Raw genomic sequence first — 13,687 nt, forward strand, 5'->3', positions numbered from 1 at the left:
TCTTTTTTAGTCATGATTATTTATCCTCACTTGGTTCAAGATGTAGACTATCAGTAAAAAAAGTATTTTTACCTTTTTTCTCCACAAAAGTAAATTCAATGTCTTTATATCCAACTGATGAACCTTTTAAGTCTCCCGAACCTTTCAACAATAGCTTTGGCGCTTTATTTGTTGGTATATCATATCTTTTACGTAATTGTTTTACATTATAATCATCATTAGTTAATTGATATTTAGCTGAATAACTCGGTACCTCTGGATTGTACGAAATATCTCCATCTTTGTACTTCGACAAATCTTTAAAGCTGCCATATTGCGCGAAGAACTTAAAATTTTCGATTTCTTTTTTTATGTTTTCGTCTTTGATACCTTTAGTTGGAATGATTTTATTGTCTACCATTTTCACCGGATATTCTATTTTATTATCCTGAGGTCTACCATCTCCATCTTTCTTTACTGCATTAACATAGTAAAATCCTTTTGTTGTTTTGGTATTTCTATTCATATATAAGACCATACCTTTAACTTTCAGAGCTTCCCCCTTATTTTGAGTTGCCATTTCAGAACCAATAATCCATGTACCTTTATCATTTTTATCAAATTCGTCATCACGATAACCTTCTTTATCGTATAAATCCTCTAGATTTTTAATCGGATACATACTCAATGTCTTCTCAAAACTTTTCTTTATTTCCGCTTCTTTACCCATGCCACAACCAGCAGTGATACTGATGATTAAAAACAGAAGACTAATACCTAACACTAATTTGTTTATACGTTTTATCATTTCATCACTCTCTTTTTCCAGGATCAATTTCATATTCTGGTTTAGACATAATTATACTTCTCCACTTTTTTTATAATCTAAGCTATCACTAAAATATATATTTTTACCTTTTTTCTCCACGAAAGTAAATTCAATATCTTTATATCCAACTGATGAGCCTTTTAAATTACCTGTACCTTTCAACAATAACTTTGGTGCTTTATTCGTCGGTATATCATATCTTTTACGTAATTGTTTTACATTATAATCATCATTAGTTACTTGATATTTTGCTGAATAACTTGGCACCTCTGGATTGTATGAAATATCTCCATCTTTGTACTTCGACAAATCTTTAAAGTTTCCATATTGAACAAAGAACTTAAAGTTTTCGATTTCTTTTTTTATGTTTTTATCTTTAATTTCTTTTGTTGGAATGATTTTATTATCGACCATTTTAACTGGGTACCTTTTTTCATTCTCTTGGGGTCTTCCGTCTTTATCATTCTTTATTGCATTTACATAATAATATCCTTTTGTTGTTTTGGTATTTCTATTCATATACAAGACCATACCTTTAATTTTTAAAGCTTCTCCCTTATTTTGAGTCGCCATTTCCGAATTAACAATCCATGTGCCTTTATCATTTTTATCAAACTGATCATCACGATAGCCTTCCTTATCGTATAAATCCTCTAGATTTTTAATAGGGTACATACTCAATGTTTTTTCAAAACTTTTCTTTATTTCCGCTTCTTTCCCTGTACCACAACCAGCAACGATACTGATGATTAAAAACAGAAAACTAATACCTAGCACTAATTTATTTACACGTTTTATCATTTCATCACTCTCTTTTTCCGGGATTGATTTCATATTCTGATTGAGCCATGATTATACATCTCCGCTTTTTTTATAATCTAAGCTATCACTAAAGTATATATTTTCTTCTTTTTTCTCTACAAACGTAAATTCAATATCTTTATATCCAACTGATGAACCTTTTAAATTCCCTGAACCTTTTAACAATAACTTTGGAGCTTTACTCGTCGGTATATCATATCTTTTGCGTAATTGTTTTACATTATAATCATCATTAGTTAATTGATATTTAGCCGAATAACTCGGCACCTCTGGATTATATGAAATATCTCCGTCTTTATAATTTTTCAAATTTTTAAAGTCGCCATATTGAACAAAGAACTTAAAGTTTTCGATTTCTTTTTTTATTTTTTCATCTTTAATTTCTTTTGTTGGAATGATTTTATTATCGACCATTTTAACCGGATATCTTTTTTCATTGTCGTGCGGTTTTCCTTCATCCTCGTCCTTAGTCACATCGACATAGTAGTAACCATTTGTTGTTTTGGTATTTCTATTCATATATAGAACCATGCCTTTAGCTACCATATCTTCATTATTAGGTTGAATAACCATTTCAGAATTTATAATCCATGTACCTTTATCATTTTTATCAAACTGATCATCACGATAGCCTTCCTTATCGTATAAATCCTCTAGATTTTTAATAGGGTACATACTCAATGTTTTTTCAAAGCTTTTCTTAACTTCCGCTTCTTTACCTATGCCACAACCAGCAGTGATACTAATGACTAAAAACAGAAAAATAATGCCTAACACTAATTTGTTTAATCGTTTCATCATCTTACAACTCTCTTCTTTTTAAAATGATTTGTTTTTGTTAATTACATATATTTATCAATTTATAACACTTTTTCACTTTAATATTATCAAAAATTTCACAAACAATCTGTTCAATTTATAATATTGTTGAATTATTACTTATTTTCAAAATAAAAACGAGTAGTGAAAATAATTAGAATCTAACTATTTTCATACTCGTCTTAATATCATTATTGAATCCTTATTTATTACTATCTATAATTTCACTTACGATATCATCATATCCAGGCCACGGATATCCTGCATAGTCAACAATCAGCCAACCAGTTCTAGCTTTCCCGTTTTCTTTAATCGTTTTTGCAATTTCAGGATTTATATGTGATGCATAGTTATAAGTACTATTAAATGCGCTACCTCCAGACGCTACACTCAAGAAATTCACATATACATTGTCTTTGTTACTATCCGTTTTAGCTTTAGCCAATAAATTTTTAACAGCTTCAACTTTTTTATCATAGTAATCTTTATACTCATCTTGTACTTTTAAATTTAAGCTACCATTATTAATTTTCGTTTCAAATGTCGCATTGTCTGCCCATTGAATACCTGACGTGTCAGCACCATAACCACTCTTTATGTATGTACCCCCCATTCTATTGAATAGGACAATTTTACCTTTCGTTTCTTTTAAAGTAGGATTCGCATTACTTCCTGTGTAAAAAAGATTCTGATATTGCGGGTTATTATAATAATATTCTCTAAAAATCTCTTCAAATGTCTTCGTAACTTTAGAATCGCTATCGTAGTCCTTTTTCATAGACATCACAATTGTTTCGTTTGGATAAGCACTCAAGTAATATTTAGCATCATCTAAAAATTTTCCTAGTTCATGATGCAAATAAACCATGCCGTGATGAACTGAAATCATATTATCAGCACTTGCTCTACCTCTAATATCAAAAAACCTGACTCCCGACTTCATTTGAGTAAGGTAATCTTTGCCTTGAGTCTTTGCCCAAACCGATTTTACCGGATCAGTTAAAGTGAATGAGCCACTATCATGTGAGCCTGGCATATTAATCTCAGTTAAATGTTTGCTTTCATCAAGTTTACTCATCCAATTTTCTGGACTTTTACTCAACGAATCTGACGCATGTGCTGAATGATACCAACCACCCATCACTACTAAAATGATACTTAAAAACAAAGTCTTAATACACTTTTTCATAATATCAACTTCTTTCTATATTTAATACATTAATTATGCATCTTTTTTAAATAAAAATATGTGTAAAATTTTAAAACTTATTTAAACAATATTTAAGAGTATTAATTATAGGAATTATTGACATATGATTAAAGACCCTTAGGATAGTGCTTTACATATATAAGTTAAAAAAGGAGCTAGCTTTATAATCGCCAGCTCCTTATCGTTATTTTTTATCTTCCATTGTGTAACATACGAGGCCAAATATAATACCACCTATGCTCCAAACGATTAAATCACTTCTAGTATTTCCTAAGTCAGTGAAACCGTATATATCAGCTACAGTACCTGCTGTCAGCGCCAATGATGTAAATAAAATTGCTACTAAAATTGATTTTAGTTTAACGAAATCCTTACTATTTTTCTTATTTTCTTTATCTTTGCCACGCTTAACATCGTACGCTTTCAAGAAACGCAGTCCAATTAGTGCTTCAATTAAAATCAAAACGATGATGATTTGAGTGGTGATTGATAGTTTAGGCTCCAAAATGTGAATGAATATGTTAGAAATTACTAACGCAAGCAAAACGAGCATTGAATATGCATATAAAATGATAAATTTTGCCCCTTTTAATTCTTCAGTTGTTTCATTCTTGTCTGTTTGAGATCCACTTATTGCATTTAATATCCAGTTGTTAAATTTCTCCATTATTCAATTTTGCTCCTTTTAAAATGTATAACTTCCTCTATATACTTTTTTGTATGTTATTTTACATTTCTTTCTTTAAAAATCGTCTCATAAAATGGTTTCATCTGTATTCTTTGCATGTCGCCAATTACATAAAACTCTTTCTTAGCTCTTGTCACTGCAACGTTTAACAAGTTTGGTTTTTCGCATGACCAGTTCACAGCACCATCTTGGGTATTATCAGTACCTATTACAAAATACACCTTCTGAGCCTCTTTACCTTGAAAAGTATGAACAGTACCAATGGATTTATCGACCCATTGATTAATTTTTGTACGTTCAATATCAATTCTAGTCGGTAGTTGTTGCTTTAACATACGTTTAATCTGTTGCTGTACTGCTGAAAAAGGTGATATTACAAATGAGCTCGGTTCATTTTTACCTTCCTTAATTGCTTCAATCCAATCATCAGCTAATAATCCCACTACTTTTTCACCATGCTCTTTCACAAATTGTTTTTGAACTGCGTTTCCTTTAACGTCATACCAACCTGTTTTACCTACTTTTGTAATATTACTTGGCAACACCATTTTATTATTATAAGCGATTTGGTTAGCTATCGTGAACATAGGTTTTAAACATCGTCTGTGCACCCATAAAGGTATGCCTATCCAGGTTTTTTGATTACTATCAGTAGCATCAGATTTCCAAAAACCATATTGATTGGCGTTGTCTGCAACAGACTGCACAGAAGCTTCTTTAGAAACTAGATATTCCGGAACATGATAATTTTTACGAATGTTATCAATTAAATGACTTTCTAAAGTCACAACCGGTTCTATTTGAATCGGATCACCTACAGCTACAACTTTTTTTGAACGATATAATGCTCCCACAGCTGCTTGAGGTATTGCTTGTCCTGCTTCATCAATAAATAAGTAGTCTATGAAATCTTTTGGTATGCCCCCATACATAGATTTAAAGCTTGCAAACGTCGTACTAACTACTGGAAATATTAAATGCATCACATTCCATGCGTTGTGTACTTTATCTGGATTTGCATCAATTAATTTCCTTCTATCTTTAAAATCATTAATCGCATAATAAATAGTTGTATTATTAGCAATCAATAATAATTTATGCAATATCATTGCTCTTAAAAAGAGCATGGCACGTCTGTATTGAAGTTCGTCACTCGTCCACAGATTAGTAACTTGGCGCTCATCATAATTGTTGTCACTCCAAAAATCTTTTTCTGGAATTGTAATTTTTGACTCAATACGATATGCTTCTAACTCTTGTAACTGTGAATTTAACTCGTCTAATTGCAACTGTACTTTAGTTAATTGTTTAATTAATTTCTCTTTTTCTTTTAGTTTGCTAACAAGGTCTTCATGTTTGTTTTTTTTACATTTCTCTAACTCTAACTGTTGTGTTAATAATTGTTGCTTCTCTTTATTATGATCTTTATAGCTTTCATCTTCTTCTGAATTAAACATCGCTTTCAGTTTGCTAATAAAACCTTTGTTGCTTTCTTTGATGGATTTAATTAACTCATTTAAAGTTTCTATTTGCTTAACAATATAATTAATTCGATTATCCAAATCTTCTATTTCTTTATTGTCTCGTAACGTTTCATTATCTAAATGATATACCTGTTCTTCAATACTTGTTTTTTCACTATTAATAACCTGTTCAATCTTAGAGAAAGACTCACAATTTTTATAAACATCATATGCTCTAATAGATTCTTCTTTTAACATTTCAACATGCCTCAACTCTTCTAAAAATGCACGTTGATGTGATTGCCATTCACTCATTAACTCGTTATAACTCATACGATTATTCTCATTTTGTAGTAATTTAGCAAAGCCAATATCATTCGCATCTTGTTTTAACATATGACTCAATACTTGGTTAATATTAGTACTTTTACCAAAAACTCCAGAAAATAAGCCCCAGGCACTTTCACCAATCAAATCTTCAGCTATTTCAGCAAAATCTTTTAATTCATGTGCTAAATTTGCATAATTCTGTTCATATTTAGGGAATTTACATTTTTCGGGATTTCTTATAATTTCTTCAATTTTCGGTAAATCTTTAGATATATTTTCAACAGCTCCATTATTACTAGATGCGACTACCATCTTATATTTGGCAATAGATTCCTTTAGTAAGTATACGTATTTATCATCCGTTTCATGAATTTTTGTTTTGACAAATGCATCTTTAGGATTATTTAGTTTAGCTAACTCTTTACCTCTTTCAACTACTAGATGAGCAAATATATCTTTTAATAAAGTAGTCTTACCTGTCCCTGGTGGCCCATTAACTGAACTTATTCTTTCATTACCACTCGTAATTTGGTTTACAGCAAGTTGTTGCATTAAAGACAATCTAAACTCAGTCTGTGATGGCCATCGTCCATCAGGCAAACGTGAAGGATGTAAAAATTTGTCAAACATTTCTTTATTTTCATCTACTTCTATGCGCTGACTTTCTTCTACACCTTCAATGTAATCAATTAAAGTTTGGTTGGGAGATTTTCTTGCTTTCTCAATATCACTTATGAAGAAACTGTTAAATTCCGGCTGTGGTAAATCACTATCTTTCACATATTCTATTGCTACATAATGTCCAAATAATCCATCTTTCTTTGAATTTAATACAGAAAAGTACTCATCATAAGCTTTGTCCATCTTCTTCAATTTAAATTCATTAATTGGTTCATCTGCTAAAATTTCTTTTACTTTTTGAAAAAATTTTTCAACAGAATCATTAAATTTTTCTTCTATATTGGCATTTTTGTTCTTTTCAATTTCTTTTAATGCACTCATAATCATCGGAATATGTATAGAATCAACTATCACTTTGCCGTGTTTATCTGTGTTAAATGTGTAACCATAACAGTGTGTCCCATTTGGATTATGAATATCAGAATAATCATCAAAAATATCCTGAATTTTCAAATTAATTTCATTATAGCGGAAGCAATGTCTATAAAATTTAAATATAAGTTCCCCAGTCTCTGATTTTTCTTCTGATATAATAAAGCGTTCAGAATTCCATATTTCAAAATATTCATCAAAACTTTGAAGTTGTGCTTGCTTTGCACCATTTTTAAAATGTTCAGCTGAGAGTATATCTTCCGCTGTAAAATTTACTTCTCCTGGACTTAAAGATTCAATTAACAACCAAGCCGATAACGTATCATTTAGCAATTGACTCATGAAATCCCACCTTGTTCCCTATTTGTTTTTTACTTAATGCTATTTTAACAAATAATTTAATCATATTAGTGTTTTTTCAAAAATATTCATATATTATCATTACCATATTTATTCAACAAATGTTTGTAAAATCCTCACTAATAAAATTAATCGATATGACCATAATTTATTATCCAATAAATGACTATAAAAATTTCTTCTATGCCTTCATTTGCAACTAAATTTGGACATCAAAAAAGAGCACTCCTGAATGAGCACTCCCTTAATTATCTTTCCGTTATATTTGTATTGTCGACGGTTTCGATTTCTTTATTTTTATTTGTAGCTTTTTTCGCAACAATTAACAACGTTGAAAGTACCGCTAAAGCTAAATAAGCATAACCGCCCGCTTGTTTCATTACAAAACTACCGTAATAGTATCTTACGCCACCTTCGTCCATATAAATTTTCGTAGTGTGAACCAAAACTAGAGATAAGCCTAGACAAATTGACAAACCAATCGTAGTGTAAACCATGTATTTTTTAAATGTCTGTTTTTTCTTTTTTTGCTTATAAAGTGGTAGGAAACATAATCCATATGGCATTAAAAAAATGATACCTGCAATACCAAAGGTAAGTATGACAAGCCAAAAAAGAAACGCTGATACTATATAATATAGATAAAATTGAGAAATACCAGCCGTAGCCAAGATTAGAAATAAAAAAGCAGTAGCGAATTTATATGTCTCACTTACTTTATTAACTTGGTTTAAAAAGTTATCGATTGCTTTATTCTTTTTTGAAATATGTACTATACCTTCTATAATCACCCAAATAATACCACCAATAACTAACAAAGCAAAAACAGGGATTACGAGACTAATTAACATATCGTTCACCTGCTCACCTCTATTTTCAAATAATTGTGATTGAATTGAATCATTCTAGTTTTGTAAAGTTACTTATTCAATTTATTATATTTATTAACTCTATCATAGCAAAAATACTGTTTGTGTATAACAATAAATCGAGATACTCAATAATTTGATAATATGAAATTGATACTTTTCAAAATAGTTGAGTATGGCAATTTATGATTAGTTTTTCAAATCATTTTTTATGAGCTCAAATAAATTAGTGAGATTTATTGCTTCGGTAATGTCTGGAATTAATATCATTTCTTTGGCACCTGGATATGGCGAAACTAATGTATTATCTTGCAATTGATGACGTACACTTTTAGTCGCCTTAACCAATAATCTATTATCATACAAACCACCTATAACCACACTATCATAATAAATAATATATTCTCCCATCATCTTTCTAGTTTTAACGGCATTTGAATTCACATGATTTAAAAATAAATCATGTACATCTTTCTTAGTCGCCATTGTAATCGCTCCTTCAGTTTTATGTTTAATCACATTCGTATTAATGAATCATTTCGTGTTGCTCTTAATTTTATCTATAATTATATGCGTAGTTAAAATCAAACCTATGGAAAAGAAAATAATGATAACAATGTTAAGAAATATCGTTATAAAATTATAGTTTGGAAGGTATGCGAATAGCAGAAACATAGGTATCGCAAAAAATAAATCCCACCAACCTAAACTTTTTAAAGATTCCTTTAAATCTTCCATAATATCACCTTTATAAATTTGTCTTTGTTATAAGATAACTAAAAAATCGCTTTACTGTAAAAGTAGCCAAAGAAAATTCTGAATCATATTCATAAGTAGTGTATCATTAATAATGAACAATTTAATACTATAATCCTTGATCTTTGTATTGATCAACTTACCACAACATTTATTTTAGACTACTCTTAGACTTCCCTTTCAAATGGTTGCAACTATTGAAATTCCTTTTGTATAAGTTAGGCTTTTGTGGTAATATCATCATGCATAAAAAATCGAGATACTAATTATAAAGAGGGTATAAATATATTATGAAAGAAAATTTTTGGAGTGAATTACCACGTCCATTTTTTATTTTGGCGCCAATGGAAGACGTTACAGATATCGTCTTTCGACACGTTGTAAGTGAAGCAGCTAGACCGGATGTGTTTTTCACTGAATTTACAAATACTGAAAGCTTTTGCCACCCTGAAGGCATACATAGTGTGCGCGGACGCTTAACTTTTAGCGAAGATGAACACCCGATGGTCGCTCATATATGGGGAGATAAGCCAGAACAGTTCCGTGAAACGAGTATTCAACTAGCTAAAATGGGCTTTAAAGGCATTGACTTAAATATGGGATGTCCTGTAGCAAATGTTGCTAAAAAGGGTAAGGGTTCCGGTTTAATCTTAAGACCGGATGTCGCTGCGGAAATTATTCAAGCAACTAAAGCAGGTGGGCTTCCGGTAAGTGTTAAAACACGCCTTGGCTACTATGAAATCGATGAATGGAAAGATTGGTTGAAGCACGTCTTCGAACAAGATATTGCCAATTTATCTATTCATCTTCGTACACGTAAAGAAATGAGTAAAGTAGATGCACATTGGGAATTAATCGAAGCTATTAAAAATTTACGTGATGAAATTGCACCAAACACATTGTTAACAATTAACGGTGATATTCCCGATAGAAAAACAGGACTTGAACTTGCAGAAAAATATAGCATTGATGGCGTCATGATTGGTAGAGGCATTTTCCATAATCCATTCGCTTTTGAAAAAGAACCACGTGAACACACAAGCAAAGAACTATTAGATCTGTTGAGATTGCATCTATCATTGTTTAACAAATATGAGAAAGATGAAATACGACAATTCAAGAGCTTGCGTAGATTCTTTAAAATCTATGTGCGTGGCATAAGAGGCGCTAGCGAACTTCGCCATCAATTGATGAACACACAATCAATTGCAGAAGCACGAGCACTACTAGATGAATTTGAAGCCCAAATGGACGAAGACATTAAAATAGAATTATAGTATGAGTAATAAAGGTTGAGGATGATATTTCCCAATTTAACACGGATTGAACACTTTCTACTTAGGTATTATCTGGTTTTCCTGATAGGATAACTCCCGATGATGCCTTTTTACTTATATCACTCATCCTTTTGGAAATGGTGCAAAATTAAAAATACATCAGGATATCGTTTAACTCAGAAAAAAACTCCAATTAAAAAATTGCTTACAACACATTATGAAATTAAAATTGCTCTTAGTGTTCAACAGACAAAGTTGTTGAAATTACTATTGGAGGTACATACCAAGCTATCATTTTGAGTACACGTGGTTTGAATATCTGGCAAGAAATGGATATTGGTAATGTCAGTCATAAAGTCGCTAAACTTGCTCAAATACCATTAATTATTATTAAATAATTTAGAGGATGAGGTATAAACCTTTAAAAAAACAGCAGTGAGATGATTTTCAATTAGAAAACATCTTACTGCTGTTTCTATTTTCATAATCATTCTTATTGAATGACTTCATCGTGATCATTTAAAACAGTAACAACTTTTTCAATCTTTTACTATTTAGAGCTAAAAATTCACGACATATAAACACAACACTGACACGTCATTTAAATACTTAATATTTTATAGTAAAAGATTTTTCATTAAAAATTTATTGTTTTCTGTACTTTATTATATTAATCCTTTTAGCATGCCGTACCAATACATTTTAGGTAATAAATCTTTCTTAAATATATACATACTTCTACGTTCTTTGGCCTGATTAAACGGCATTGTTTCTTTAGTATTTTTATTATAATCAAACTCTGCAAGTATTAACCTATTATATCCAGTAACAATAGGACATGAAGTATAACCATCATAATGATGCGTTAACATTTGATTATTCATCACTTGCAATAAATTATTAGCGACGATAGGTGCTTGCTTACGAATAGCTGCGCCTGTTTTTGAAGTAGGTACATTTGAAGCATCACCAAGTGCAAATACATTAGAGTAGCTTTTATGCTGTAATGTGGTTGGGTTAACATCTACCCATCCCTCACTATCTGAAAGTGTACTTTCTTTTACTACATCTAAGGGACCCATAGGTGGTGTTACATGTAACATATCATAACTTATTGTTTTTCTATCGTATGTTTTGATATGTTCGAATGTAGCCACTTTTTTGTCACCGTCGATTTCAACAAGGTTATAATTATAATTGACTGTTATATTTCTTTCTTCAACAATCCTCTCTAATTCTTTATTATATTTTCCTACGTCAAATAAAGCATCTTTTGGCGTTGCATATATCACATTAGCGTTAGAACGGATTTTATGTTTCCTAAAATAATCTTCAGCTAAATACATAATTTTCATAGGCGCACCTCCACACTTTATAGGGGTGTTTGGATGCGTAAAAATGGCATTTCCTTGTTTAAAATTAGAAATTTGGTTCCAAGTTTCGTTAACATAGTCAGGTGAATAGTTAGAGCAAACACCATTTTTACCTATATTTTCTTTTAGTCCTTTAATTGAAGACCAATTAATCTGTAATCCTGGAGCTACTACTAAAAAATCATAATAAACGACTGTATTATCTCCTAAAATAACGCTATTATTTTCAGGTTGAAAACTTGAAACAGCCTGTTTTATCCAGTGAGCACCTTCAGGTATAACACTTTCCATATCTTTACGAGAACTTTTCAAACTAGATACCCCTGCACCAACCAACGTCCATAATGGTTGATAGTAATGATGGTCTGCTGGGTCTATAATTGCTATTTTCTCTTTTAAGTTTTGATTTTTTCTTAATAGTCTTGATGCTACGGTAACACCTGCTGTACCGCCACCAATAATAACAATTTGATAATGCTTATTCATTTTTTCCACATCCTTAAATTATTTTAATGATTCTGGAAAATCTTGATAGCCTTCTCTAATATTCACCACATTTTCAAAACCTTTGCTTTCCAATATACCCACTGCAATTGAACTTCTAACACCTGACTGACAATGTACATATATTTTATCCTCTTTATTAAAAGGAATATTTTCATTTAATAATTTACCATGTGGAATATTAACAGCTTGATATAAGTGTCCATTATTCCACTCTTCATCATTACGTACGTCTAATACATGTTCTTCTTTACCTGTCATATCAGCGCTATGAACGGACTGGGTTGAAATGCCTGATTTTGGCAAACGATAGCCTGCTACCTTATCAAACCCAATTAATTGTAAAGTGTGTTTCGCTTTCTCAACAGTAGATTTATCTCCAATTAAATCTATATCTTTTTCAAAATCTAAGTACCAACCAATTTGATTAATAAAGTTTTTGTTGTATGGTATATTGATTGTTCCTTTTGTGTGGCCACCGTGAAAGGCCTCTTTGCTACGAAGATCAAATGCTACTCTCTTATTATCTAAACTAGGATAAACATCATATGATTGATATAAATTCATACCAAACTGATTAACTTGTTTCATTTGTGCAAAATGATGCGGTGGTGCTGGTTGATTTGATGTTAATGATTCAATAAATTTAGTCTCATCAATTTCATTAAATGCCCAGTTATTAATTTTCTCATAACCTATTGTAGATATAGGTATGGCACCTAATGCTTTACCACAAGGGCTTCCAGCACCATGACCCGGCCAGATTTGAACATAGTCTGGTAAATTTTTAATATTTTGAACGGACTCATACATTTGTTTCGCGCTAATTTCTGTAGAACCCTTTATTTGAACAGATTTTTCTAATAAATCAGGTCTACCTATATCACCAACAAAAATAAAGTCACCACTAAATAATCCCATCGGAACACTTGAACCACCACCTAAATCAGTGAGTAAAAAGCTAATACTTTCAGGCGTGTGTCCTGGAGTATGCAGAACTTCTAATTTAACATTGCCTACTTGAATGATATCTCCATGTTTAACAAATTGTGTTTTTGATGGCATATTTTTATACCCTAATGCATCTTCACCTTCGCCAGACACATATATATTTGCATTTAAGCGTTTAGCCACATCACGAATTCCTGAAGCAAAATCAGCATGAATATGTGTTTCTGTAGCTTGTGTAATTGTTAAACCTTCAGAATCTGCAACTTCTATATATTTCGATAAATCACGAACAGGGTCTATTATTATTGCCTCTCCTGTACGTTGACAACCCACTAAATATGATGCTTGAGATAAATGATTATCGTAAAACTGTTTAAAAAACATGATAACAACTCCTTTTATTA

At 31.1% G+C, this 13,687-nt stretch carries 12 protein-coding genes; 1 reads left to right on the forward strand and 11 read right to left on the reverse strand.

Annotated elements, in window-relative coordinates; translation table 11 throughout:
* Positions 1-16: 16 nt before the first annotated feature.
* From JQN76_RS03080 to JQN76_RS03120, 9 genes are all read right to left on the reverse strand, one after another.
* Positions 17-787: a tandem-type lipoprotein gene (locus tag JQN76_RS03080; protein ID WP_001805401.1), complete on the reverse strand. Its 771-nt coding sequence runs from the start codon at positions 785-787 to the stop codon at positions 17-19.
* 51 nt (positions 788-838) lie between these two features.
* Positions 839-1,609: a tandem-type lipoprotein gene (locus JQN76_RS03085; protein ID WP_029693997.1), complete on the reverse strand. Its 771-nt coding sequence runs from the start codon at positions 1,607-1,609 to the stop codon at positions 839-841.
* Between the two features lie 51 nt (positions 1,610-1,660).
* Entirely contained in the window at positions 1,661-2,431 is a 771-nt protein-coding gene (locus JQN76_RS03090; RefSeq protein ID WP_000977774.1) for a tandem-type lipoprotein, read from the reverse strand.
* 220 nt (positions 2,432-2,651) lie between these two features.
* Complete coding sequence (locus JQN76_RS03095) at positions 2,652-3,638, reverse strand: phosphatidylinositol-specific phospholipase C (RefSeq protein WP_000710555.1); 987 nt, start codon at positions 3,636-3,638, stop codon at positions 2,652-2,654.
* A gap of 205 nt (positions 3,639-3,843) precedes the next feature.
* Positions 3,844-4,326: a hypothetical protein gene (locus JQN76_RS03100; protein WP_000410567.1), complete on the reverse strand. Its 483-nt coding sequence runs from the start codon at positions 4,324-4,326 to the stop codon at positions 3,844-3,846.
* A 56-nt stretch (positions 4,327-4,382) separates the two neighbouring features.
* Positions 4,383-7,535: a DEAD/DEAH box helicase gene (locus JQN76_RS03105; protein WP_001836569.1), complete on the reverse strand. Its 3,153-nt coding sequence runs from the start codon at positions 7,533-7,535 to the stop codon at positions 4,383-4,385.
* A 266-nt stretch (positions 7,536-7,801) separates the two neighbouring features.
* Positions 7,802-8,404, reverse strand: coding sequence for a hypothetical protein (locus JQN76_RS03110; protein ID WP_000908956.1), 603 nt, complete (start codon positions 8,402-8,404; stop codon positions 7,802-7,804).
* A gap of 207 nt (positions 8,405-8,611) precedes the next feature.
* Positions 8,612-8,908 carry a TfoX/Sxy family protein gene (locus tag JQN76_RS03115; RefSeq protein WP_000201644.1) on the reverse strand — a complete coding sequence of 99 codons (297 nt, stop codon included), beginning with the start codon at positions 8,906-8,908 and terminating at the stop codon, positions 8,612-8,614.
* Positions 8,909-8,956: 48 nt separating this feature from the next.
* The gene (locus tag JQN76_RS03120) at positions 8,957-9,160 is read right to left on the reverse strand and encodes a DUF6007 family protein (protein WP_000389759.1); all 204 of its coding nucleotides are present in this window, start codon (positions 9,158-9,160) and stop codon (positions 8,957-8,959) included.
* A gap of 308 nt (positions 9,161-9,468) precedes the next feature.
* On the opposite strand from JQN76_RS03120, the gene JQN76_RS03125 reads away from it, so the two are divergent.
* Complete coding sequence (locus JQN76_RS03125) at positions 9,469-10,455, forward strand: tRNA dihydrouridine synthase (RefSeq protein ID WP_000662023.1); 987 nt, start codon at positions 9,469-9,471, stop codon at positions 10,453-10,455.
* Positions 10,456-11,120: 665 nt separating this feature from the next.
* Here JQN76_RS03125 and sqr read toward each other — a convergent pair.
* Both sqr and cstB read right to left on the reverse strand, forming a co-directional pair.
* On the reverse strand, positions 11,121-12,314 hold the full coding sequence (gene sqr, locus JQN76_RS03135; RefSeq protein ID WP_001033011.1) for a type II sulfide:quinone oxidoreductase Sqr: 1,194 nt from the start codon (positions 12,312-12,314) through the stop codon (positions 11,121-11,123).
* A gap of 18 nt (positions 12,315-12,332) precedes the next feature.
* A complete protein-coding gene (gene cstB / locus JQN76_RS03140; RefSeq protein WP_000465473.1) occupies positions 12,333-13,667 on the reverse strand; it encodes a persulfide dioxygenase-sulfurtransferase CstB in 1,335 nt (444 codons plus the stop codon).
* Between the last annotated feature and the right edge of the window lie 20 nt (positions 13,668-13,687).

This window comes from Staphylococcus sp. SM3655 (assembly GCF_016917315.1).
GTDB classification, from domain to species: Bacteria; Bacillota; Bacilli; order Staphylococcales; family Staphylococcaceae; genus Staphylococcus; species Staphylococcus aureus.

Coding starts and splice junctions, on each gene's coding strand:
- JQN76_RS03080 (WP_001805401.1), bottom strand. CDS start 787: ATGATAAAACGTATAAACAAATTAGTGTTAGGTATTAGTCTTCTGTTT.
- JQN76_RS03085 (WP_029693997.1), bottom strand. CDS start 1,609: ATGATAAAACGTGTAAATAAATTAGTGCTAGGTATTAGTTTTCTGTTT.
- JQN76_RS03090 (WP_000977774.1), bottom strand. CDS start 2,431: ATGATGAAACGATTAAACAAATTAGTGTTAGGCATTATTTTTCTGTTT.
- JQN76_RS03095 (WP_000710555.1), bottom strand. CDS start 3,638: ATGAAAAAGTGTATTAAGACTTTGTTTTTAAGTATCATTTTAGTAGTG.
- JQN76_RS03100 (WP_000410567.1), bottom strand. CDS start 4,326: ATGGAGAAATTTAACAACTGGATATTAAATGCAATAAGTGGATCTCAA.
- JQN76_RS03105 (WP_001836569.1), bottom strand. CDS start 7,535: ATGAGTCAATTGCTAAATGATACGTTATCGGCTTGGTTGTTAATTGAA.
- JQN76_RS03110 (WP_000908956.1), bottom strand. CDS start 8,404: ATGTTAATTAGTCTCGTAATCCCTGTTTTTGCTTTGTTAGTTATTGGT.
- JQN76_RS03115 (WP_000201644.1), bottom strand. CDS start 8,908: ATGGCGACTAAGAAAGATGTACATGATTTATTTTTAAATCATGTGAAT.
- JQN76_RS03120 (WP_000389759.1), bottom strand. CDS start 9,160: ATGGAAGATTTAAAGGAATCTTTAAAAAGTTTAGGTTGGTGGGATTTA.
- JQN76_RS03125 (WP_000662023.1), top strand. CDS start 9,469: ATGAAAGAAAATTTTTGGAGTGAATTACCACGTCCATTTTTTATTTTG.
- sqr (WP_001033011.1), bottom strand. CDS start 12,314: ATGAATAAGCATTATCAAATTGTTATTATTGGTGGCGGTACAGCAGGT.
- cstB (WP_000465473.1), bottom strand. CDS start 13,667: ATGTTTTTTAAACAGTTTTACGATAATCATTTATCTCAAGCATCATAT.